The organism is Micromonospora eburnea (genome assembly GCF_900090225.1).
In the GTDB taxonomy this organism is placed as follows: Bacteria; Actinomycetota; Actinomycetes; order Mycobacteriales; family Micromonosporaceae; genus Micromonospora; species Micromonospora eburnea.
The window spans coordinates 5,262,646-5,283,586 of record NZ_FMHY01000002.1; the positions used below are offsets into that span (position 1 = coordinate 5,262,646).

General features: G+C 75.0%; 24 protein-coding genes and 1 pseudogene. 3 read left to right on the plus strand and 22 right to left on the minus strand.

Going from position 1 to position 20,941, the window contains the following annotated elements; all coding sequences use genetic code 11:
• Positions 1-107: 107 nt before the first annotated feature.
• Positions 108-1,421, minus strand: coding sequence for a low temperature requirement protein A (locus tag GA0070604_RS22625; protein WP_091122098.1), 1,314 nt, complete (start codon positions 1,419-1,421; stop codon positions 108-110).
• Between the two features lie 69 nt (positions 1,422-1,490).
• Entirely contained in the window at positions 1,491-2,945 is a 1,455-nt protein-coding gene (yczR, locus tag GA0070604_RS22630) for a MocR-like transcription factor YczR (protein WP_091122101.1), read from the minus strand.
• Positions 2,946-3,003: 58 nt separating this feature from the next.
• Here yczR and yczE point away from each other — a divergent pair, with 58 nt between their 5' ends.
• Positions 3,004-3,678: a membrane protein YczE gene (gene yczE, locus GA0070604_RS22635; RefSeq protein ID WP_091122104.1), complete on the plus strand. Its 675-nt coding sequence runs from the start codon at positions 3,004-3,006 to the stop codon at positions 3,676-3,678.
• A 142-nt stretch (positions 3,679-3,820) separates the two neighbouring features.
• Positions 3,821-4,281 (plus strand): annotated as a pseudogene (locus GA0070604_RS22640) (hypothetical protein).
• A 26-nt stretch (positions 4,282-4,307) separates the two neighbouring features.
• On the opposite strand, the gene hisF reads toward GA0070604_RS22640, so the two are convergent.
• The 9 genes from hisF to hisD all read right to left on the minus strand — a co-directional run bounded on the left by hisF (position 4,308) and on the right by hisD (position 10,583).
• Entirely contained in the window at positions 4,308-5,075 is a 768-nt protein-coding gene (gene hisF, locus GA0070604_RS22645; RefSeq protein WP_091122107.1) for an imidazole glycerol phosphate synthase subunit HisF, read from the minus strand.
• Positions 5,076-5,149: 74 nt separating this feature from the next.
• Complete coding sequence (locus GA0070604_RS22650) at positions 5,150-5,569, minus strand: RidA family protein (RefSeq protein WP_091122110.1); 420 nt, start codon at positions 5,567-5,569, stop codon at positions 5,150-5,152.
• Entirely contained in the window at positions 5,566-6,294 is a 729-nt protein-coding gene (gene priA, locus GA0070604_RS22655; RefSeq protein WP_091122114.1) for a bifunctional 1-(5-phosphoribosyl)-5-((5-phosphoribosylamino)methylideneamino)imidazole-4-carboxamide isomerase/phosphoribosylanthranilate isomerase PriA, read from the minus strand. The genes GA0070604_RS22650 and priA overlap by 4 nt, the downstream gene beginning before the upstream one ends.
• 15 nt (positions 6,295-6,309) lie before the next feature.
• Positions 6,310-6,633 carry a hypothetical protein gene (locus GA0070604_RS22660; RefSeq protein ID WP_091122118.1) on the minus strand — a complete coding sequence of 108 codons (324 nt, stop codon included), beginning with the start codon at positions 6,631-6,633 and terminating at the stop codon, positions 6,310-6,312.
• Between the two features lie 40 nt (positions 6,634-6,673).
• Positions 6,674-7,297 carry an imidazole glycerol phosphate synthase subunit HisH gene (hisH, locus tag GA0070604_RS22665; protein WP_091122122.1) on the minus strand — a complete coding sequence of 208 codons (624 nt, stop codon included), beginning with the start codon at positions 7,295-7,297 and terminating at the stop codon, positions 6,674-6,676.
• Positions 7,297-7,467: a hypothetical protein gene (locus GA0070604_RS32720; RefSeq protein ID WP_167363559.1), complete on the minus strand. Its 171-nt coding sequence runs from the start codon at positions 7,465-7,467 to the stop codon at positions 7,297-7,299. Before GA0070604_RS32720 ends, hisH begins: the two co-directional genes overlap by 1 nt.
• Positions 7,467-8,078 (minus strand): imidazoleglycerol-phosphate dehydratase HisB, encoded by a 612-nt coding sequence (hisB, locus tag GA0070604_RS22670; protein WP_091122125.1) that lies wholly within the window; start codon positions 8,076-8,078, stop codon positions 7,467-7,469. Before hisB ends, GA0070604_RS32720 begins: the two co-directional genes overlap by 1 nt.
• Before the next feature lie 37 nt (positions 8,079-8,115).
• Entirely contained in the window at positions 8,116-9,204 is a 1,089-nt protein-coding gene (locus GA0070604_RS22675) for a histidinol-phosphate transaminase (RefSeq protein WP_091127340.1), read from the minus strand.
• Positions 9,205-9,260: 56 nt separating this feature from the next.
• A complete protein-coding gene (gene hisD, locus GA0070604_RS22680) occupies positions 9,261-10,583 on the minus strand; it encodes a histidinol dehydrogenase (protein ID WP_091122130.1) in 1,323 nt (440 codons plus the stop codon).
• 107 nt (positions 10,584-10,690) lie between these two features.
• Here hisD and GA0070604_RS22685 point away from each other — a divergent pair, with 107 nt between their 5' ends.
• Complete coding sequence (locus GA0070604_RS22685; protein WP_091122135.1) at positions 10,691-11,380, plus strand: LON peptidase substrate-binding domain-containing protein; 690 nt, start codon at positions 10,691-10,693, stop codon at positions 11,378-11,380.
• Here the strand turns inward: GA0070604_RS22685 and GA0070604_RS22690 are convergent.
• The 11 genes from GA0070604_RS22690 to GA0070604_RS22740 all read right to left on the minus strand — a co-directional run bounded on the left by GA0070604_RS22690 (position 11,346) and on the right by GA0070604_RS22740 (position 20,933).
• Positions 11,346-12,257 (minus strand): DUF2567 domain-containing protein, encoded by a 912-nt coding sequence (locus GA0070604_RS22690; protein ID WP_341845346.1) that lies wholly within the window; start codon positions 12,255-12,257, stop codon positions 11,346-11,348. The two genes, GA0070604_RS22685 and GA0070604_RS22690, sit on opposite strands and share 35 nt — an antisense overlap.
• A 41-nt stretch (positions 12,258-12,298) precedes the next feature.
• Entirely contained in the window at positions 12,299-13,876 is a 1,578-nt protein-coding gene (locus tag GA0070604_RS22695; protein ID WP_167363560.1) for an AAA family ATPase, read from the minus strand.
• Positions 13,877-13,994: 118 nt separating this feature from the next.
• Positions 13,995-14,882 carry a hypothetical protein gene (locus GA0070604_RS22700; RefSeq protein WP_091122142.1) on the minus strand — a complete coding sequence of 296 codons (888 nt, stop codon included), beginning with the start codon at positions 14,880-14,882 and terminating at the stop codon, positions 13,995-13,997.
• A gap of 36 nt (positions 14,883-14,918) precedes the next feature.
• The gene (locus GA0070604_RS22705; protein WP_091122145.1) at positions 14,919-15,863 is read right to left on the minus strand and encodes an RluA family pseudouridine synthase; all 945 of its coding nucleotides are present in this window, start codon (positions 15,861-15,863) and stop codon (positions 14,919-14,921) included.
• Positions 15,860-16,486 carry a signal peptidase II gene (gene lspA / locus GA0070604_RS22710; protein ID WP_091122149.1) on the minus strand — a complete coding sequence of 209 codons (627 nt, stop codon included), beginning with the start codon at positions 16,484-16,486 and terminating at the stop codon, positions 15,860-15,862. The genes GA0070604_RS22705 and lspA overlap by 4 nt, the downstream gene beginning before the upstream one ends.
• A gap of 68 nt (positions 16,487-16,554) precedes the next feature.
• Positions 16,555-16,974, minus strand: a complete 420-nt coding sequence (locus tag GA0070604_RS22715) for a TraR/DksA family transcriptional regulator (protein ID WP_091122152.1) — start codon at positions 16,972-16,974, stop codon at positions 16,555-16,557.
• 224 nt (positions 16,975-17,198) lie between these two features.
• Positions 17,199-18,701: a potassium/proton antiporter gene (locus tag GA0070604_RS22720; protein ID WP_091122155.1), complete on the minus strand. Its 1,503-nt coding sequence runs from the start codon at positions 18,699-18,701 to the stop codon at positions 17,199-17,201.
• A gap of 22 nt (positions 18,702-18,723) precedes the next feature.
• On the minus strand, positions 18,724-19,032 hold the full coding sequence (locus GA0070604_RS22725) for a DUF167 domain-containing protein (protein ID WP_091122158.1): 309 nt from the start codon (positions 19,030-19,032) through the stop codon (positions 18,724-18,726).
• A 2-nt stretch (positions 19,033-19,034) separates the two neighbouring features.
• The gene (locus tag GA0070604_RS22730) at positions 19,035-19,706 is read right to left on the minus strand and encodes a hypothetical protein (RefSeq protein ID WP_091122162.1); all 672 of its coding nucleotides are present in this window, start codon (positions 19,704-19,706) and stop codon (positions 19,035-19,037) included.
• Between the two features lie 73 nt (positions 19,707-19,779).
• Positions 19,780-20,586 (minus strand): DivIVA domain-containing protein, encoded by an 807-nt coding sequence (locus GA0070604_RS22735; protein ID WP_091122166.1) that lies wholly within the window; start codon positions 20,584-20,586, stop codon positions 19,780-19,782.
• A gap of 41 nt (positions 20,587-20,627) precedes the next feature.
• Positions 20,628-20,933 (minus strand): YggT family protein, encoded by a 306-nt coding sequence (locus tag GA0070604_RS22740; protein WP_091122170.1) that lies wholly within the window; start codon positions 20,931-20,933, stop codon positions 20,628-20,630.
• Between the last annotated feature and the right edge of the window lie 8 nt (positions 20,934-20,941).

The following is a 20,941-nucleotide window of genomic DNA, read 5'->3' on the forward strand; positions in this document are numbered from 1 at the left end:
GCCGTGCCCCTCCGTCCCGGGGCACGGCCGCCGCCGCGCCCGGAGCCGGTCACAGGTGCCGCCGCGCCTCGGACCGGTCACAGGTGCCCCGCCGCGCCTGGGACCGGTCACAGGTGCTGCCGGCGCCAGCGGCTCTGCTCGGCCTCGGCGGCGACCTGCTCCTCCAGCGCGAGCTGCCGGATCTGCTGCCGCCGGCCGTCCTCGCGCAGCGTCTCGGCGACGGTGCCGGCGACGCACAGCAGCGCCAGCAGGATCACCGCCAGCAGCTCCGGCAGCCCCGCCGCCAGCGGCTCGGCCAGGAGGATCGCCACGGTCGCCAGCAGCAGCGGCCAGCGCGGGCGGCGCAGCACCAGCAGTCCGCAGGCCACGATGCTGAGCAGGTAGAGGCTGACCCCGCCGTAGAGCACGGTCACCCAGAAGAAGCCGAGCGGCTCCCCCCACGTCGGCGTCTCCGGCGCCCCCGCCTCGGCGAGCAGGTTCTTGAGCCCGAGGGCGTAGAAGATGATGCCGGCGACCATCGGCAGGTGCAGGTAGGTGTAGGCGTTACGGGCGATCCGGGCCCGCTCGTGCGGCTCGCGGGCGGCGTGCAGCCGCTGCTCCATCCCCCAGGCGAGCGTGTCGAAGTAGGCCCACCAGAGCACCGAGGCGATCGCGACGCCGAGCACCGCGGTGGTCATCACCGGCCCGGTCAGCGACAGCGCGCCGATCGCCTTCGGTCCGAACCCGAGCGCGATCATCGCCTCGCCGAGCGCGAGCAGGATCATCAGGGCGTGGCGTTCCGCCCAGTGCCCGGCGGAGACCACCACCCAGTACGCGCCGCCCAGCATGACGCCCGCCACGTACTCCACCAGCACCGCGGCCGTCCAGAGGCCAAGTTGCAACCCGGTCGCCAGGCCGTCGGAGGTGACCCGGATCGGCACCTGCCCGGCGACAACCAGCAGCGCCGTGGCGATCAGCGGCAGGGCGGCGAGCTTGAGCCAGCGCCGGAACTGGGCCCGGTCGGTCCGGGCCACCCAACCGAAGACCGCGATCTGCGACGCACGGACCAGGAAGTAGCAGAGGGCGAAGACGAGCGGGACGTTCACTCTCCCGGGCCGGCTGGTGAACGCGCCCTGGATGGTCAGCACCAACAGGAAGGTGGCGGCCACGTTGACGAAGCCGACCACCGGCAGTACGCCCTGGTCGGCACGGACCACGTTGCCGAGGCCGGCGAACGCGGTCCAGGCCCACCAGAGCAGCGCCAGCACGAGCAGGGCCCGGAACAGGTTGACCCAGCTCGGCTCACTCGCGGTCAGTCCGGTGACGGTGAGGAACGCGAAGACGAAGACCAGGTCGTAGAAGAGCTCCAGCCGGGTCGTCCGCGACCCCGGCGCGCCGAGCCGGACCACGCTCGCCCACCGGGTGTCGCCGCCGTTCGCCACCTGCGCAGTCTCGCAGCCGGTGACGCGCGGTGGGCGTGATCCAAGCAGGTTGGCACCGGGCCGGCCGGGTCAGGCGATGACGGACGGCTCCCGCCACTGCGGGCGGGCCCGGTCCAGGTCGTAGCGGACCGCGGCGAGCCGGCCGACCGCCTCCACCAGATCGGCGGCGGGCAACGTGAAGGGCAGCCGCAGGAACCGTTCGAGGGTGCCGTCCAGGCCGAACCGGGGTCCGGGCGCCAGGCGTACGCCGACCTCCTCGGCCGCCCGGGCCAGGGCGCTGGAGATCGGACCGTCCAGCTCGGCCCAGAGCGTGACCCCGCCGCGCGGCACGGCGACCCGCCAGTCGGGCAACCGCTCGGCCAACGCGCCGACCAACGCGTCCCGCTGGGCGACGAGCTGGGTACGCCGGGCGGTCACGATGCTCGCCGCCTCGGCCAGCAGGTGCACCGCGACGAGCTGGTCGAGCACCGGGCTGGCCATGTCGACGCCGACCCGCGCGGCGGCCAGCCGCTGCACCTGCGGAGCGGACGCCCGGACCCAGCCGATCCGCAGCCCACCCCAGTAGGGCTTGCTCATCCCGCCGATGCTGATCACCCGGGAGTGCCGGTCGAACACGGCGACCGGCGGCGGCAACGGGGTCCCGTCCAGCGGCAGGTCCACGAAGGACTCGTCGATGACCAGGTCGGTCCCGGCGCCGTGCGCGACGCCGACGAGCCGCTCGCGCAGCTCGGTCCCCATCAGGTGACCGGTCGGATTCTGGAACTCGGGAATCAGGTACGCCAGCTTCGGCCGGGTCTGCCGGATGCTGCCCAGCAGCAGGTCGGTGTCCCAGCCGGCGCCCTCGCCGGCCAGGCCGTGGGTGGTGATCCGGGCGCGGCGGGCGGAGAGCGCGGCGAGGGCGTTGGGGTATGTCGGGGACTCCACCAGCACCGCGCCGCCGGGCGACAGGGTCAGCCGCAGCACGAGGTCCAGCGCGTGCTGGGTGCCGCTGGTGACCATGATCTGCTCGGGGCTGGTCGGCAGCCCCCGCCCGGTGTACGCGTGGGCCACCGCCTCGCGCAGCTCGATGATGCCGGTCGGGTGGTATCCGGCTCCGCCGAGGTAGCGCGGCAGGTCCTCGGCGGCGGCCCGGGCGGCGGCCATGAGCTGCGGCGGCGCGGCGAGCGCGGCCACCCCGAGGTCGATCATGTCCCGGTCGTCGAGCGGGGTCCAGAGCCCGGTGCTGGCGACCCGGTGCGTGCCGGGCAGCATGGTCCAGCTCCCGGCGCCCCGGCGGCTGGCCAGGTGGCCGCTGTCCCGCAACTCCCGGTACGCGGCGGTGACCGTGGTCCGGCTGATCCGCAGCGCCTCCGCCAGCTCCCGTTCGGCCGGCAGGCGTACCCCGAGGGCGAGCCGGCCGTCGGCGAGCAGGCCGCGGACGGCGGCGGCGAGCGCGGCGTAGTCGGGGCTGCGACGACGGCCGGGCAGCGCGTGCCACTGACCGAGCAGTCGAGCCAATTGGCTGCCACGGACCTGACTCGTCATAGCCACTCCTCCGTAATTGGCTCTATTCTCGGCAGGATTGGACCCTAGGGTGGCACGCATGGCAGCGATTGGCAATCTCCGGCACCGGCCGGCTCGGCGGCTGACCCAGCTCTATGTCGGGCTCACCCTCTACGGCGTCAGCATGGCGCTGATGATCCGGTCCAGCCTCGGCCTCGACCCGTGGGACGTGTTCCACCAGGGCCTCGCCCGGCAGACCGGGCTCTCGTTCGGCACGGTCACCATCCTGGTCGGCGCCATCGTGCTGCTGCTCTGGATCCCGCTGCGACAACGCCCCGGCCTCGGCACGGTCAGCAACGTCGTGGTGATCGGTCTGGTGGTGGACGCCACCCTGGCCCTGCTGCCACCCATCAGCGGGCTGCCGCTGCGGATCGGGATGCTGGCCCTCGGGATCATCGCCAACGGCGCGGCCACCGGGCTCTACCTGGGCGCGGCGCTCGGCCCCGGCCCGCGCGACGGGCTGATGACCGGCTACGTGGCCCGCCGCCCCGGCCGGTCGATCCGGCTGGTCCGGACCGTCATCGAGGTCACGGTGCTGGCGCTCGGCTGGCTGCTCGGCGGCAAGGTCGGCATCGGCACCGTCGCGTACGCGCTCGCCATCGGGCCGCTCGCCCAGATGTTCATCCCGCTCTTCGCGCTGTCGGCGCAGCCGCTCCCGTCCACCGTGGAGCCGGCGGTCGGCCCGGCGCCGGGGCCGGCCGGCGAGGCGGCGTGACCCCCGCTCCGGCACGCCGCCGTCGTGCCGAGCCGGGCCGGCAGCCCTGAAATGGGACGGCCGGCACCCCGCTGAGCTGCGGTGACGGGGCCCGACGAAACCGGGTGTTTCCTCCGCCGTCAACGCCGGGCAGAATTCCCGCATGGGGGAGAACGGATGGCGTAGGACCGACGCCTGGATCTTCGTCGCACTGGTTATCGCGAGCGGCGCCGGCCGGCACCGCCGGTCGGCCGCCACCCGCCGGCCGGAGGGCGTCCGCCTCGCTGACGTCCTCTCCACCGCCGACCACCTCAACCGGTCCATCCCCGAGCGGCACGAGGTGGAGGGCGCGGTCCGCCGGCTGGCCGGCGCGGGCCTGGTCAGCGTCTCCGACGGCTGGTTCCGGATCACGCCGGACGGTGAGCGGCTGTGGCGCACCCGGCCGAGCGCCGGGGTGGGGACCACGGTGGACACCGTGCAGGGCGTGCTGAGCCGCCGGCACGCGCCGGGCGAGTCCGACTGGCGCCTCGACGCGGACGACCACGCCGCCGCGGTCCAGGAGTATGCGGTCCGCTCGATCCCGATGCCGCGCCGCTCCCCGAGGGCCAGTCCGGCCGGGCCTGACCCCGGCACCCGACCTCGCTGCCCGGTCAGCGCACCGGGTGGCCCGCGCCGCGCAGGGCGTCCTTGACCTCGCCGACGGTCAGCTCGCCGAAGTGGAAGACGCTCGCCGCGAGCACCGCGTCGGCGCCCGCTCCGATCGCCGGCGGAAAGTGCGCCACCGCGCCGGCACCGCCACTGGCGATCACCGGCACCTCGACGACCTTCCGGACGGCCCCGATCAGCGGCAGGTCGAAGCCGGCCTTGGTGCCGTCGGCGTCCATCGAGTTGAGCAGGATCTCCCCCGCGCCCAGCTCGGCGCCCCGCCGGGCCCACTCCACCGCGTCGATGCCGGTGCCCCGGCGACCGCCGTGGGTGGTCACCTCGAAGCCGCTCGGCGTGGTGCCGGCCGGCGCACGCCGTACGTCGAGGGAGAGCACCAGCACCTGCCGGCCGAACCGGTCGGCGATCTCGGCAATCAACTCCGGGCGGGCGATCGCGGCGGTGTTCACCCCGACCTTGTCCGCCCCCGCCCGCAGCAGGGTGTCGACGTCGGCGACCGCCCGTACGCCGCCGCCGACGGTGAGCGGGATGAAGACCGACTCGGCGGTGCGCCGGACCACGTCGAGCATGGTCCCCCGGTCGCTGGACGAGGCGGTCACGTCGAGGAAGGTCAGCTCGTCCGCCCCGGCCCGGTCGTACGCCGCGGCCAGCTCCACCGGGTCACCGGCGTCGCGCAGGTCGAGGAAGTTGACCCCCTTGACCACCCGCCCGGCGTCCACGTCCAGACACGGGATCACCCGTACCGCCACCGTCATGCCGCGAGCCTATCCAACCCGTCCTGCACGGCGGCCGGAGCCGGTGCGCCGACCGCCCCGGAACGAGTCCCGCGTCACACCGGCCCGCCGGCGGCAGCGGGATCAGGGTGCGGGAGGTACGCCTCCAGCTCGACCTCCACCAGGTGGTCCGGGTCGATCAGCCCGGCCACGACGACCATCGTCGCCGCCGGGCGGACCGCACCGAACACGGCCTGGTGCGCCCGGCCCACCTCGTCGGCGTGACTCCGGTTGGTCACGTACATCCGGGTCCGGATCACATCGGCCGGCCCCGCCCCCACCTCGGCCAGCGCGGCCAGGCCGATGCGCAACGCCTCGGCGGTCTGCGCCGCCGCGTCCCCGACGTGCACCACCCGCCCGTCGACGGTGGCGGTGCAGCCGGCGGTGACCGCCAGGTTCCCGGCCCGGACCACCCGCGAGTAGCCGTACGCGGCCTCCCAGGGGCCGCCCGAACCGAGCCGGGTGACGGCCGTCACCCGGCTGCCCGCAGGGTGGCGAGGGCCTCGGCCACGGTGAACGCCCCGGCGTAGAGCGCCTTGCCGGCGATCACACCCTCCACGCCCGCCGGCTCAAGGGTGGCCAGGGCACGCAGGTCGTCCAGCGTGGAGACGCCACCGGAGGCGATCACCGGGGCGTCGGTGCGGGCGCAGACCTCACGCAGCAGGTCCAGGTTCGGCCCGCGCATGGTGCCGTCCTTGGTGATGTCGGTGACCACATAGCGGGCGGCGCCGGCCTTGTCCAGCCGCTCCAGCACCTCGTACAGGTCACCGCCCTCGCGGGTCCAGCCCCGCGCGGCGAGGGTACGGCCACGCACGTCCAGCCCGATCGCCACCCGGTCGCCGTACTCGCCGCAGATCCGGTCACACCACTGCGGGTCCTCCAGCGCGGCGGTGCCGATGTTGACCCGGGCCGCCCCGGTCGCGAGCGCCGCCCGCAGCGACGCGTCGTCCCGGATCCCGCCGGAGAGCTCCACCTTGACGTCCAGCTTCCCCACCACCTCGGCGAGCAGCGCGGCGTTGGAACCCCGGCCGAAGGCGGCGTCCAGGTCTACCAGGTGGATCCACTCCGCACCGTCGGCCTGCCAGGCGAGGGCCGCCTCCAGCGGGTCGCCGTACGCGGTCTCGCTGCCGGCGGCGCCCTGCACGAGCCGGACGGCCTGACCGTCGGCGACGTCCACGGCGGGCAACAGGGTGAGGCTCAAGCTCTTCTCCTCGCTTCAGGTCCGACGGTCCAGGGCGATCACCACGATCGCCGGCAGGACCAGCAGCAACAACACGACCAGGGCCAGCCGCAGCGCCAGGTCGTCGACGAAACTCCAGATGCCGACCAGTGCCAGCCCGGTGAGCAGCACGATCGCGGCGCGCTCGCCCCGGGTGTGCCGGGCCAGCCGGCCGGTACGACCGCGCCGCAGGGTCGGGGTCAGCCGGCGTACCAGGGCCCGCCGCCACTCCCGGCGGGCCACCCGGCGCCGACGGGCGGCACGTTCGGCCGCCAGTTGTGCCTCGCGGGCCTCCCGGCGGCGGGCCCGCTCCTTGCTCACCGAGCCACCGTGCTTCCCGACCGCGGTGCGCCCGTCGCGCTCACAGCGTCGCCAGCCAGTTGCGCAGCAGGAGCGCGCCGGTGTCGGCCGACTTCTCCGGGTGGAACTGGGTCGCCGACAACGGACCCCGCTCCACGGCGGCGACGAAGTCGCTCCCGTGCGCCGCGGTGGTCACCGCCGCCCCGGCGGCGGCCAGCCCGGCGAGATCGGTCACCCCGTAGGAGTGGACGAAGTAGAACCGGGCGTCGGCCGGCAGCCCGGCGAGGAGCACCGAGCCCTCCGGCGGGTGGACGGTGTTCCAGCCCATGTGCGGCAGCCGCTCGGCGGGCAGCCGGGTCACCCCGCCGGGCAGCAGCCCGAGCCCCTTGGTGACCACACCGTGCTCCTCGCCGTACTCGAAGAGCACCTGCATCCCCACGCAGATGCCGAGCACCGGCCGGCCGGCTCCCACCCGCTCGGCGATGACCGGGCCGGCACCCAGCGCCTCGATCCCGGCCATGCACGCGGCGAACGCGCCGACGCCCGGCACCACCAGGCCCGCGGCCTCGGCGGCGACGGTCAGGTCGTCGGTCACGGTGACATCCGCGCCGGCCCGCTCCAGCGCACGCTCGGCCGAACGTAGGTTGCCCGAACCGTAGTCGAGCACCACCACCCGGTTGGCCATCACGCTTCCCCGGGCAGCAGCCAGAGCAGACCACCGGCGGTGGCCAGCGCGGCGAGCAGGCCGGTGACCACCACGCTGAAGCGCGACGCGCCCTGTTTGTGGAGCGACAACGTCCCGCCGACCAGCACCCCGGCCAGGATCAGCAGCAAAGTCGGCAGCGCCCTGCCCATCACAACGCACCCTTCGTGCTGGGAATCGCGCCCTGCGCGCGCGGATCGACCGCGGTGGCCTCGCGCAACGCCCGGGAGACCGCCTTGAACTGGGCCTCGACCACGTGATGGGCGTCCGGGTGGCCACCGGGACGGGCGGCCCGCAGCACGTCGACGTGCAGGGTGACCCGGGCGGCCTGACCGAACGACTCCCAGATGTGCCGGGTCATGCTGGTCGGATAGACCGGCCCGATGTACGGCGCGAGCGCGGGCTCGTCGTGCACCACGTACGGCCGCCCGGAGAGGTCGACGGCGGCCCGGACCAGGACCTCGTCCATCGGGACGGTGGCCGAGCCGTACCGCCGGATGCCGGCCTTGTCGCCGAGCGCCCGGTCGAACGCGGCGCCCAGGGCCAGCGCGGTGTCCTCCATGGTGTGGTGCGCGTCGATCTCCAGGTCGCCGACGGTGTGCACGGTGAGGTCGAAGCCGCCGTGCCGGGCGATCTGGTTGAGCATGTGGTCGTAGAAGCCGATGCCGGTGCTGATCTCGGCTCGACCGGTGCCGTCGAGGTCGAGCTCGACGAGGACCTTGGTCTCCTTGGTGACCCGCTCGATCCGGGCGGTGCGACTCATCGGTTGCCTTTCGGTCGCGGCTGCGGGGCTCGCGAGCTCACTCCTCGCGCTCCCACTGAATCATCTCCATGGCGGAAAGGAAGGCGTCGGTCTCGGCGGGGGTGCCGGCGGTGACCCGCAGCCAGCCGGGCAGGCCGACGTCGCGGACCAGCACACCGGCGTCGAGCAGGGTACGCCAGGCGGCGGCCTGGTCGCCGCCGACGGAGAAGAGCACGAAGTTGGCGTCGCTGTCGGCGACCCGGTGGCCCCGGGCGCGCAGCTCCGCCACGATCCGGTCGCGCTGCCGCATGATCGCCGCGACCGTGCCGAGCAGCGCGTCGCGGTGCGCCAGCGCCGCGCGGGCGGCGGCCTGGGTGAGCGCGGAGAGGTGGTACGGCAGCCGGACGAGCTGCACCGCCCGCACCACGGCCGGGTCGGCGGCCAGGTAGCCGAGCCGGCCGCCGGCGAAGCCGAACGCCTTGCTCATCGTCCGGGTGACCACCAGCCGGGGGTGGTCGGGCAGCACGGCGAGCGCGCTGACCGTGCCCGGCCGGGCGAACTCGGCGTACGCCTCGTCCACGATCACCATGCCGGGCGCCTCGTCGAGCACGGCGGCGACCACGGCCGGGTCGAGCGCGGTGCCGGTCGGGTTGTTCGGCGAGCAGAGGAAGACCACGTCCGGCCGGTGCGCGCGGACCTGGGCGACCGCGTCGGCCGCGGTCAGCCCGAAGTCCACGCCACGCTCGGCCGGGAGCCAGCCGGTGCCGGTGCCGAGCGCCAGCAGCGGGTGCATCGAGTACGCCGGGGTGAAGCCGAGCGCCGTGCGCCCGGGACCGCCGAACGCCTGGAGCAGCTGCTGCTGGATCTCGTTGGAGCCGTTGGCCGCCCAGACCTGGTCGACGGTGAGCCCGTGGCCCAGGTAGGCCGCCAGGTCGGCGCGGAGCGCCACGGCGTCCCGGTCCGGGTAGCGGTTGAGGTCGCGCAGCTCGGCCGCGAGGGCCTTGGCGATCGCGTCCACCACCGGCTCCGGCACCGGGTAGGAGTTCTCGTTGGTGTTCAGCCGGACCGGCACGTCGAGCTGCGGCGCCCCGTACGGCGTGAGCCCGCGCAGGTCGTCCCGGATCGGCAGGTCCGCCAGCGTGGTCATGCCGCCGGCCGGAGGCCGGTCGGGGCGGAGGCTCGCGGTTCCCTCGCCGCGCTCGCTCACGAGGTCTCCCCCGGGAACCGGACGCTGACCGCCTGGCCGTGCGCCGGCAGGTCCTCCACGCCGGCCAGGGTGACCACGTGCGGGGCCACCTCGCGCAGCGCGTCCCGGGTGTATTCCACCAGGTGAATGCCGCGCAGGAAGGACTGCACGGAGAGCCCCGAGGAGTGCCGGGCGCAGCCGCCGGTGGGCAGCACGTGGTTGGAACCGGCGCAGTAGTCGCCGAGCGACACCGGCGACCAGGCGCCGACGAAGATCGCCCCGGCGTTGCGTACCCGCATCGCCCAGTCGCGGGCGTGCTCGGTCTGGATCTCCAGGTGCTCGGCCGCGTACGCGTCGACCACCCGCAGGCCCGCCTCCAGGTCGTCGACGAGGACGACGCCGCTCTGCTCGCCGCGCAGCGCGGTGGAGATCCGCTCGGCGTGCTTGGCCGCCGGCACCTGTCGGGCCAGCTCCGCGTCGACCGCGTCGGCGAGCGTCAGGGACGGGGTGACCAGCACGCTGGCGGCGAGCGGGTCGTGCTCAGCCTGGCTGATCAGGTCGGCGGCGACGTGCGCCGGGTCGGCGGTGTCGTCGGCGAGGATGGCGATCTCGGTGGGGCCGGCCTCGGCGTCGATGCCGACCACCCCGCGCAGCAACCGCTTGGCGGCGGTGACCCAGATGTTGCCCGGGCCGGTGACCAGGTCGACCGGAGCGCAGCGCTCGGCCCCGGCCGGGTCGACGGCCGCCCCGTACGCCAGCATGGCCACCGCCTGGGCACCGCCGACCGCGTAGACCTCGTCGACGCCGAGCAGCGCGCAGGCCGCGAGGACCCGCGGGTCGGGCAGGCCGCCGTTGTCCTGTTGGGGCGGGCTGACCACCACCAGCGAACGGACCCCGGCCGCCTGGGCGGGGACCACGTTCATCACCACGGTCGACGGGTACATGGCCAGGCCGCCGGGAACGTACAGGCCGACCCGGTCGACCGGCACCCAGCGCTCGGTCACCGTGCCGCCCGGCACCACCTGGGTGGTGTGGTCGGCGCGGCGCTGGTCGGCGTGCACCTTGCGGGCCCGGCTGATCGACTCCAGCAGCGCGGCCCGGACCTGCGGGTCGAGCGTCCCCTCGGCGGCGCGGATCGCCTCCACCGGCACCCGCAGGCACTCCGGGGAGACGCCGTCGAACCGAACACTCGCCTCCCGGATCGCCGAATATCCATGCTCCCGGACCGCCTCCACGAGGGGGCGGATCCGCTCGACGGCCACCGACACGTCGAGCTGGGCACGGGGCAGCAGGCGGCGCGGGTCGGGGGTGCCGCCGCGCAGGTCGATCCGAGTCAACACCCCTGCGAGTCTAGGCGGGCCGGCCGGGGGCCGGCCGGGGCTGCCCGCACGGCGGGACGGTGAGCCGGGACACGTCGACCCGGCGCGGTCGGGCTACGCTCGGACGCGTGACCGCACGGCTGCCGGTGTTTCCGCTCGGGACGGTCCTCTTTCCCGGGCTGGTCCTCCCACTGCACATCTTCGAGGAACGCTACCGGGCGCTGGTGCGCCACCTGGTCGGGCTGCCGGAGGGCGCCCCCCGGGAGTTCGGAGTGGTGGCGATCCAGGCCGGCTGGGAGGTGGCCCTCGGCGCCGGCCGGGCCGGCGGCGACGTGACCCTGCACGAGGTGGGCTGCACCGCGGAGCTGCGGCAGGTCACCGAGCTGGCCGACGGCGGCTTCGACATCGTCACGGTGGGCCGCCGGCGGTTCCGCATCGCCGAGGTCGACGAGGGCACCGCGCCGTACCTGACCGCCGAGGTGGAGTGGCTGCCCGAGCCGGCCGCCACCGACGAGGTCGCCGACCTGCTCGCCGCGCGGGTGATCTCGGTCTTCCGGCAGTACCTGAGCCTGGTCCGGCCGGACCCGCAGGAGATCTCCGAGCAGCTCCCGGAGGATCCCACCGTGCTGTCGCACCTGGTCGCCGCCACCGCCGCGCTGACCGTCGCCGACCGGCAGCGCCTGCTCGCCATCGACGACACCGCCGCCCGGCTGCGGGCCGAGCTGCGGCTGCTCAACCGGGAGACGGCGCTGCTGCGCCACGTCCGGGCGGTCCCGGTCCCGCTCAACGAGCTGGCGGGTCCTCCGGCGCCGAACTGATCCCCGGGCCGGCCGGCGGCCAGCCGCCGAGCCCCGGGCCGGGCCAGCCGGCCTCGATCGACGGCTCCGGCTCCGGCCGCAGCGACGGCCACCGTGACCAGCCGGCCAGCAGGGTGTACGCCACGGCCACCCCGAACGCGGGCAGCAGCAGATTGCCGTACGGCACGGGCAGCACGTGCAGGTACCAGTCCACGCCGCCGGCCCGCAGGTCGGCCGGCTTGGTGAAGGCCGCCCCGTCCGGCGCGGTGGCCAGCAGCCGGTGATAGGTGTCCAACCCGATCCGGCGGCCGAGCTGCCAGGCCACCACGGCCGCGCCGAGGCCGCCCAGGATCCCGGCGAGCAGGCCCACCGGGCCGCGCCGGCGGCGCAGCAGGAACCACAGCGCGATCGCGGCCAGCACCCCGAAGCCGAGCCCGAGGAGGCTGAACCAGCCGTCCGCGGCGATCGGCTGCTCCGGCTGCGACGTGGCGTAGATGGCGCCCTCGGCGGTCTTCCGCACCGGGGTGGCCGGCGCCACGGCCGCCCAGAGCAGCCCCAGCGGCGCGCCCAGCCCGGTCAGCACGAGCGCGGCGCCGAGCGTGATCCAGACCGACCGGCCCCGGCCGGCGGTGGACGGCTCACCGGGCGCCGCCGAAACGGCGCCGGGACGCGCGAGCGGGTCCGCGCCGAGCCCGGCGACCGGGGCACCGGCAGGCACCGGCCCGGGCCCCGGCCAATCGGAGGGGTCGCCCAGGGCCGGCGGCCCGTCGACGGCCGGATGGTCGGGGGACGGCGCGGGACGGTGGCCGCCCGCCGGGCCGCCGGACGGGCGGTCGGGGGCGCCGGACGGGCCGGGAAGGTCGGCGGCCCGCTCGGGATCAGGGGTGTCCGGACTCACCCGGTGATCCTCTCAGGCCGCGGGCCGGTGCGGGGTGGCGGTCAACGGGTGAACGGCTCCAGCATCACCGCGGCGGCCTTGAGCCACGCCTGCCGGGTCTCCGCCTGGAGCTGGTGGTAGTCGATCGAGGAGCCGGTCTCCAGCGCCGGGTCGTAGGGCACCACGGCGACCGCCCGGGTACGGGTGGCGAAGTGCCGCTCCAGGTCGTCCTGCAGCCCGCTGCGCCCCGGCGTCGGGCAGGAGATCAGGGTCACCGCGTTGTCGGCCAGCTCACCCATGCCCACCTCGTGCAGCAGGTCGAGCATCCAGTCCGCGCTGAACGCCGCGTCCTCGCGCGGCACGGTGGTCACCACGAGCTGGTCGGCGGCCTGCATGACGGTACGCCAGTTCGGGCTCTCCACGTTGTTGCCGGTGTCCACGCAGACCACCTCGTGGGTACGCCGCAGCAGCTCCAACACCCGCTTGACGGTGAACTGGTCCAGCCGCTGGGCGAACCGGGGGCTCTCCTCGCCGGCCAGCACGTCGTACGAGCCGTCGGAGGCGTGCCGTAGGTAGTCGTCGAGGTGCTCCAGCAGGGTGTTGCCCTCCAGGATCTCGATCTGGGCGAGGTCGTGGATCAGGTGCCGAATGGTGCGGGCGTGCCGGGCGCTGCCGGCCCGCAGCCCGAGGGTGCCGCGCAGCTCGTTGTCGTCCCAGGCGAGCACCCCGCGCCCGCGTACGCTCCCCACCGTCGCGGCGGCGAGCACGGTCGCGGTGGTCTTGTGCACCCCGCCCTTCGGGTTGGCGAAGGCGACCACCCGCGGGCCGCCCAGCTCGCGGCGGAGCACTCCGACGGCCCGCTCCAGCCCGTTGTCGGGCTCCGGGGCCCGCCACTCGACCCGGGCCCGCGCGGCGGGCGGGGCCGGGTAGCCGTCGGCGGCGGGCGGGGCCGGGTAGCCGTCGGCGGCGGGCGGGGCCGGGTAGCCGTCGGCGGCGGGCGGGGCCGGGTAGCCGTCAGGGGCGGGCGGGGCGGGGTAGGCCGGGGCGAGCGGGGCCGGCTCCGCGGGCCGGTGGTCCTCCGGGCGGTAGCGGCCCCGGTCCAGCAGCGCGTACCGGGACTCCGGCGGGGACGGGTCGGCCCGGTGGCCGTTGTCGGGCAGCGCGTACCGGGCGTCCACGGAGGCGGTGCCCCGGCCGCGCGGCGCCGGCTCGGGGCCGGCCCGGTACGTCGGCTCGGCCCGCCAGGACGGCTCGGCGCGCTGTTCCGGCTCGGGGCGGTACGCCGGCGCCCCCTGGTACGGCGGCTCGGCGCCGTACCCCGGGTCGGCCCGGTAGGCGGGCTCCACCCGGTAGGCCGCCTCGGCCCGATAGGGCGGCTCGGTGCCGTACGCCGGCTCCGCGGGTGGCCGCACGGGCTGGGCCCGGCCGGTCCACCCGGTGCCGGCGCCACGCCGGGGCAGCGGCTCGGAAGGCGGTGGAGGGTACTCCTCGGCGTGGTGGTCCGCCTCGGCGTGGTGTTCCACGCCGCGACCGCCGTGCCGGGCCCGGTCGAGCAGCGCCCGCCATCGCGGTGCCGGCTCAGCCGGCCGACCCCAGCCGGTCTCGCTGCCGTCCACGGCTTCGCCCCTCCCCAGCACCATCGATCATTGCCTGACAGGCTACGAACGAAACCCTATTCGGACCACACCCGGCTTCGCACATTCCCCCGGTGTCCCCGTTCGCCACCACTCGGGGCGGTGGCCCGCCGACGGCAGTGTCTCAGGAGGTGGCAGCGGGGTTCGGCGGCCCCGTGCCGGTCGGCGACCCGCCGGAGGAGGGTGATGCTCCGCTCACCGTCGGTGCGGCTTCCGACGAATCGCCCAGCCCCGGGGCGGTCGGGTCGGCCAGTCCGGTGTCGGCCGGCGGCCGGACGACGTCCCGCTGCTCGGGCAGCGGCGGGGTGAACACGGTACGGTCCAGCCGCCGCACCTCCGGCGCGGCGTCGACCACCCGTACGCCGGGGCGGGCGGCCAGGGCCCGCAGCGCGTCCGGGGTGTCCCGGACCACGGCGGCGTACACGCAGGCGCAGCCCGACCGGTACGCGGCCGCCTCCTGGGCCGAGACCGACGCGCCGGTGTCGTACACCCGGCGCAGCTCGGCGTCGGCGGCGGCCGACGGGGCGGCGGCGCGGGCCCGGTAGTCGGCGGCCTCCCGGTCCTTACGGGTGGCCACCTCGGCCATCCCGGCGACCACGTCGTCGGGCAGGCGCATCGCGGCGATCCGGACGATCTCGGTCTGCCGGTCGGGCAGCGGCAGCCGGGCGACCACCGCGGCGACCGGGGTGCCGCCCAGCGCCTCGGCCAACCCGGCCGGCGTCAGGTACGCCGCGAACGAGACCAGGGCCCAGTCGCCCGGCCCCGGGCTGGCCGGCGCGGCCAGGGCGGCCAGCTCGGCGGCGGCCCGGCGCTGGTAGTCCGGGATCGAGTCGCCGTCGGCCACGCCGACCCGGGTGACCTCGCCGACCGTGCGGTCCCCGACCGGCTCGCGGCGGCGCTCCCAGAGCCCGGCGGCCAGCACCGCCACCGCGCAGGCCAGCGCGATCCAGGTGAGCAGGCCGGACCGCGACGGCCGGCGCCGGGGTGGGCGCGGCGGTACGTCGGCGGACACGGCGTTTCCTTCGTCTGGCGGGCGGGCGGGGGCGGGTCAGTCGCGAAGGATCTCCAGCGCCCGGGCCAGGTCGTCCGGGTAGTCGCTGACGAAGGTGACCTCCGCGCCGGTGCGCGGGTGCAGGAAGCTCAACGAGCGGGCGTGCAGCCACTGCCGGGCCAGCCCGAGCCGGGCCGAGAGCGTCGGGTCGGCGCCGTAGGTGAGATCGCCCACGCAGGGGTGCCGCAGCGTCGAGAAGTGCACCCGGATCTGGTGGGTACGCCCGGTCTCCAGCTTCACGTCGAGCAGGCTCGCCGCCGGGAACGCCTCCAGCGTGTCGTAGTGGGTGATGCTCGGCTTGCCGCCGGAGACCACCGCCCAGCGGTAGTCGTGGTGCGGGTGCCGGTCGATCGGCGCGTCGATGGTGCCGCGCAACGGATCCGGGTGGCCCTGCACCACGGCGTGGTAGCGCTTCTCCACCTCGCGGTACTTGAAGGCCCGCTTCAGCGCGGTGTACGCCGGCTCGCTCTTGGCCACCACCATGATCCCGGTGGTGCCGACGTCGAGCCGGTGCACCACGCCCTGCCGCTCGGCGGCGCCGCTGGTGGAGATCCGGTGGCCGATGGCGGCCAGCCCGCCGATCACGGTCGGGCCGGTCCAGCCGGGGCTCGGGTGGGCGGCCACCCCGACCGGCTTGTCCACCACCACGATGTCGTCGTCGGCGTGCACCACGGTCAGCCCTGGCACGGCCTGCGGCACCACGGTCGGCGGGGCGGCCGGCGCGGGCAGCGTGACCTCCAGCCAGGAGCCGGCCTTGACCTTGTGCGAGTTGGCCCGGACCACACCGTCGACCAGCGCGTCCCCGGCGTCGACCAGGGCCGCCGCGGCCGTCCGGGAGAGCCCGAAGAGCCGGGCGACGGCCTGGTCGAGCCGCATCCCGTCGAGGCCGTCCGGGACCGGCAGGGACCGGTGGTCGCCACCCGTGGCGAAGGCGGAGGTCATGCCCGCCCCCGCTGCTCGCCGCCGTGGGCCGCCTCGGCGGACGTGGGCTCGACGGACTCCGCCGCCTCGGCGCCGGCCCGGCCGCCGTCGCGTTGCCGGCCGGTCAGCTCCAGCAGCACGGCCAGGACCACCCCGCACACCAGCGAGCTGTCGGCCAGGTTGAACACCGGCCACACCTGCCCGTACGGGTCGAAGAGGCTGACCATGTCGACCACGTGGCCGACGAAGTGCCCGGGCGCCCGGAAGATCCGGTCGGTGAGGTTGCCCAGCGCCCCGCCGAGCACCAGCCCGAGCGAGACGGCCCACGGCAGCGAGCGCAGCCGCAGCGCCATCCAGCCGATCCAGGCGATCACCCCGCAGGTGATCAGCGGGAAGACCCAGGTGTGGCCGGACCCGATGCTCCAGGCCGCCCCGCTGTTGCGGGTCAGGGTGAGGTAGACCGCGCCGCCGAGCAGCCGTACCGGGCCCCGGCCGGTGAGCTCCGAGAGCGCGAGCTGCTTGGTGACCACGTCGGCGACGAGCGAGAACAGGGCGACGCCGAGGAGGATCCCGACCGCCCGACGACGGGGCGTGCCGTGCCCCGACTCGGCGGTGCCGGACCCGGCGGGCGGTGCTGCGGTCATCTGCTCCCCATCGACGCTCGCGACGGTGACCCTCACCGTCTGGCGGTCAAGCCGCCGGGGAGCGTGCGTCAGCGCCGCTCCTCCAACTGCTTGCAGCTCACGCAGAGGGTGGCCGACGGGAACGCCGCGAGCCGTTCCACCGGGATCGGGTTCCCGCACCGCTCGCACCAGCCGTACCCACCCTCGTCGAGGCGCTCGAGAGCGCGCTCGACCTGCGTGATCCGTTCTTTGATGCTGTTGGCGAGGGAGATCTCCTGCTCCCGCTCGAACGTCTTGGTGCCGGTGTCGGCCTGGTCATCCCCGGCCGAGTCGGTCAGCCGATCGCGCTGCAGCTCGGTGATCTCGCTCAGCGTCTGATCGTACTCGGCAGTCAGCTCGTCCCGCCGTGCCGCCAGGGCGGCCCGGATCTTCTCGGTCTCCGCCGTGCTGCGGGTGGCCTTCGCCACCGGCTTGCGACCGGCGGTCCTGGTGTCGACTGGCTTCGCCATCGTCAGCTCCCTCGGCCGCGTAGCGCGGCGGTCGGCGGTGCCCGGGCAGGGAAACCGGCACCGGTGTCCCCCATGTACAAAACGGGCGCACGGCCACTTGGACCGTGCACTCCGGAGGGTGGCAAGAATACGGAACGTACAGGCGTCCGACAACGTACCGCACCGTAGCGCCGCGATTCAGCCCCAAATAGCCACTAAATTGGGGCAAAGGGAACGCTAGCAGATCAAGCGCCCCGATCCTCGCCGTACTCGCCAAACCAACGGGCCAACCGGCCCCGGCGGCTCACCGCGCGCAGCCGCCGCTCCACCTCGTCCCGCACCTCGGCGGTGGCGACGATGAGCAGGCTGTCCCCGACCTTGAGCCGGGTGCCCGGACCGGGCACGAAGCCTGCCCCATCGCGCAGCACGAGGGTCACCGAGGCGCCCACCGGCAGCCGCAGCTCGTCCACGTGCACCCCGCCCAGCCGGGAACCCGGCGGCACCTCCACCTGGAGCAGGTCGGCCCGCATCCGTTCCAGCGGGGCCGTCTCGACCCGGATCTCGGTGGCCTCGGCCGGCGCGGTCACCCGGAGCCGGCGGGCCACCGGAGCCAGCGTCCCCGCCTGGAGCAACGTGAAGATCACCACCAGCACGAAGACCGCGTCGAAGAGCCGGTCCGCCCCGGGCACCCGGGCCGACAGCGGGATGGTGGCCAGCACGATGGGCACCGCGCCGCGCAGCCCGGCCCAGGACAGGAAGAGCTGCTCGCGCCGGCGGAACCGGAACGGCAGCGCGGAGACCACCACCGACAGCGGGCGGGCGAGGAGCACCAGGGCCAGCCCGGTGACCACCGCCGGCAGCACCGCCTCGTCCAGCCGGCCCGGGGAGACCAGCAGACCCAGCAGGACGAACAGGCCGATCTGGGCCAGCCAGGCCAGCCCGTCGGCGAACCCGAGAATGGCCTGCCGGTGCGGCAGCCGGGCGTTGCCGAGCAGCACGCCCGCGACGTAGACGGCGAGGAAGCCCGAGGCGTGCAGCACCGCGCCGACCGCGTACGCCAGCACCGTGAAGCCGACCACCGCGATCGGGTAGAGCCCGGCGGAGGGGAGCGCGGCCCGGCGCAGCGCGTACCGGCCGGCTAGCCCGGTGGCCACCCCGACGGCGGTGCCGACGCCCAACTCGTACCCGACCAGGAGAACCTCGTACCACCAGGGGTGGGCCGCCACGGCGTCCCGGGACAGCAGCAGCACCAGGATCACCACCGGGGCGTCGTTCATGCCCGACTCGGCCTCCAGGGTGGCCACCAGGCGGGGTGGCAGGCGCAGCCGGCGCAGGGTGGCGAAGACGGCCGCCGCGTCGGTGGAGGAGAGCACCGCGCCGTAGAGCAGCGCCAGCCGCCAGTCCAACCCGAGCAGGAGGTGCACCACGGCCCCGACGACCAGGATGCTGACCAGCACGCCGATCGTGGAGAGCGCGGTGGCCATCCCGAGCACCGGGCGCAGGGTGCTCCACCGCGCGCTCAGACCGCCCTCGGCGATGATCACGATGAGGGCGCAGAACCCGAGCATCCGGGTCAGCTCCACGTCGTGGAACCGGATGCCCAGCCCGGCCTCGCCGATCCCGACCCCGAGCGCGAGGTAGACCAGCAGGCTCGGCACGCCGAGCCGGGTGGAGAAGCGCACCGCCCCCACCGCGACCAGCAGCACCGCCGCGCCGAGCAGCAGCGCGAGATCGAGCCCGGGGGTCATCCGCGGCCGGCCCGGGCAGTCCTCACTCGGCCGACCCGTCCCGCAGTCGGCGCAGCACCTCGGGCAACCCGGCGGCCGGGCGCTCGACCAGGAAGAGCTTGTCCCTGCTGGCCGCACCGGCCCGCAGGGAGACCACCGCCGGCCGGACACCGAGGGCGTCGGCGAGGGCCCGCCGGGCCGCCTCGGTGGCGCGACCGTCCACGGCGGGAGCGGTCACGGCGATGACCAGGGCCGGCCCGTGCGGGCCGTCGTGTCGTCCGCCGACCCGGGCCCGGGATACGCCGGGCTTCACCCGGACCGCGATGGTGAGCGAGTCGTCCACGGTACCCATGATCAACCAGGCTCGGCGTCGGCGAGCAGGACGGTGGCGGGAGCGCAGCCGGCGCACGGGGTGAAGCCGAGCTCCACCGCCTCGGCGACCGGCAACGCCTCGTCGTCCCGGTCCAACAGGTGGAGACATCCGCGCAGATGGAACCGGGGGCGGCCGTCGACCACCCGGACCGGGTCGTCGAGCCGGGCCAGCCGGTCGAGGTCGGCCGGCGACACGTGCTGCGCGGGCGGCTCGTCGTCCAGCGGGTCTCCGCCGGCCGGCGAGGTGGGCGTCGGATCGTCACCGACGCCGTCGGACGGCTCCCGCTGGCCGGGCCGGGCGTGCCCGTCGGCGGTCGGCGGCTCGCTCGGGTCGGCCACCGGGGGGCCGGGCGGTTGCCGCCACCCGTCCCCACCGGCAACGACCGTCGACGGGATGTGCTGAACCGGGATCTCCGGCTCGCCGGGCCGGGCCCCGTACGGGGTGCCGGCCGGTTCGGTCCGGATGCGGGGGCCGTTCGTCCGGTCCGCCGTGGCCCGGTTGGCGGCCGCCTGGCGGGCGCCCGCGACGAGGGCGACGGCGGCCAGCAGGCTGGCCGCGATGGAGGTGGTCAACAGCGGGCTGGACCCGTTGGCCAACCCGACCACCAGGAGCACGACCGCGACGAGGATGAGCAGGACACTGGCGAATATCACGACTCACCCCCGCCGCGTCGTGTCGGTCTACGCAGTCGGCGCGGCCGTCAACCGACGGCCGCCGACGGCGGGATCAGCGGCCGGACTCGAGCGAGCCGGCGCGACCGCCACCGTAGGAGCCGGCCAGGCCGGCGGTGGCGAGACCGTTGCTGCCCCCGGCGGCACGGCTGCCCTCGGCGCGGTTGATCTCGGCGTCGAGGCCCTGGCCGCGACCGTCGAGGTCACGCAGCTGGCTCTCCAGGTACGCCTTGAGGCGGGTGCGGTACTCGCGCTCGAACTGCTTGAGCTCCTCGATGTGCTTCTGCAGCGCGGTGCGCTTGGCGTCCAGGCCGCCCATGGCCTCCTGGTGCCGCTGGCGGGCGTCCCGCTCGAGGGCGTCGGCCTTGGCGCGAGCCTCCCGGGTGACCTCCTCGGCCTTGGTACGCGCCTCGGAGAGCAGCTGGTCGGCCTCGCGGCGGGCGTCCGAGAGGTGGTCGTCGGCGGTGCGCTGGGCCATCATCAGCACCCGCAGCGCCTGCTGCTCGCCGTCGGCGGCGGAGGCGGCCGGGCCGCCCTGGGCGCGGACCTGCTCCAGCTCGGCCTGCATCGCCCGGGCCGCCTGCTCGGCGGCCGCCTTGTCCCGCTGCACCCGGTCGAGCTGGGCCTTGACGTCGTTGAGCTCCGCCGCGAGCCGGGCGTCGCCGCCGGGGCCGGCGGGTGCGCCGCCCCGACCGCCGCGCTCCACCTGGGCGCGCAGCTCGTTGTTCTCCTCGATCAGACGGGCGAGCTCGCGCTCGACCTCGTCCAGGAAGGCGTCGACCTCCTCCTCGTCATACCCCCGCTTACCGATCGGCGGCTTTTTGAAGGCGACGTTGTGGACGTCGGCCGGGGTCAGCGGCATCGAAACTCCTCGGGTCAGTTGCGGCCGCGAAAGCGCGCTGGTCAGGCAAAAGCCAGGAACAGCCGCCTAAACACGAGCTCCATCAGCACGAACAGGATAACCAGGAGCACAAGCGAGGCCAGGTCGATGCTCACGGTACCAATTCGCAGTGGTGGGATCACCCGCCTCAACGCGCGTAGGGGCGGATCAGTGACGCTCCACACCAATTCCAGTCCTGCGGAAGCGCCCCGACCGGGTTGCCAGCGACGACCGTAGGCCAGCACGGCGCTGAGGACAAAACGGGCCAAAAGCACGAGCAGGAAGAGGTAGGCGAGCAGGTAGAGCACCTGGAACAGGATCGACAACACGGCAGGCG

What these genes read in the sequence shown, in the direction of transcription:
- yczR (WP_091122101.1), bottom strand. Translation starts at nt 2,945, where the DNA reads ATGACGAGTCAGGTCCGTGGCAGCCAATTGGCTCGACTGCTCGGTCAG.
- GA0070604_RS22715 (WP_091122152.1), bottom strand. Translation starts at nt 16,974, where the DNA reads ATGGCGAAGCCAGTCGACACCAGGACCGCCGGTCGCAAGCCGGTGGCG.
- GA0070604_RS22725 (WP_091122158.1), bottom strand. Translation starts at nt 19,032, where the DNA reads ATGGGTACCGTGGACGACTCGCTCACCATCGCGGTCCGGGTGAAGCCC.
- lspA (WP_091122149.1), bottom strand. Translation starts at nt 16,486, where the DNA reads ATGACCGCAGCACCGCCCGCCGGGTCCGGCACCGCCGAGTCGGGGCAC.
- hisH (WP_091122122.1), bottom strand. Translation starts at nt 7,297, where the DNA reads ATGGCCAACCGGGTGGTGGTGCTCGACTACGGTTCGGGCAACCTACGT.
- GA0070604_RS22695 (WP_167363560.1), bottom strand. Translation starts at nt 13,876, where the DNA reads ATGGTGCTGGGGAGGGGCGAAGCCGTGGACGGCAGCGAGACCGGCTGG.
- GA0070604_RS22720 (WP_091122155.1), bottom strand. Translation starts at nt 18,701, where the DNA reads ATGACCCCCGGGCTCGATCTCGCGCTGCTGCTCGGCGCGGCGGTGCTG.
- GA0070604_RS32720 (WP_167363559.1), bottom strand. Translation starts at nt 7,467, where the DNA reads ATGGGCAGGGCGCTGCCGACTTTGCTGCTGATCCTGGCCGGGGTGCTG.
- hisB (WP_091122125.1), bottom strand. Translation starts at nt 8,078, where the DNA reads ATGAGTCGCACCGCCCGGATCGAGCGGGTCACCAAGGAGACCAAGGTC.
- GA0070604_RS22675 (WP_091127340.1), bottom strand. Translation starts at nt 9,204, where the DNA reads ATGACCACGCTGGCGGACCTGCCGATCCGGGACGACCTGCGCGGGCTC.
- GA0070604_RS22705 (WP_091122145.1), bottom strand. Translation starts at nt 15,863, where the DNA reads ATGACCTCCGCCTTCGCCACGGGTGGCGACCACCGGTCCCTGCCGGTC.
- yczE (WP_091122104.1), top strand. Translation starts at nt 3,004, where the DNA reads ATGGCAGCGATTGGCAATCTCCGGCACCGGCCGGCTCGGCGGCTGACC.
- hisF (WP_091122107.1), bottom strand. Translation starts at nt 5,075, where the DNA reads ATGACGGTGGCGGTACGGGTGATCCCGTGTCTGGACGTGGACGCCGGG.
- GA0070604_RS22735 (WP_091122166.1), bottom strand. Translation starts at nt 20,586, where the DNA reads ATGCCGCTGACCCCGGCCGACGTCCACAACGTCGCCTTCAAAAAGCCG.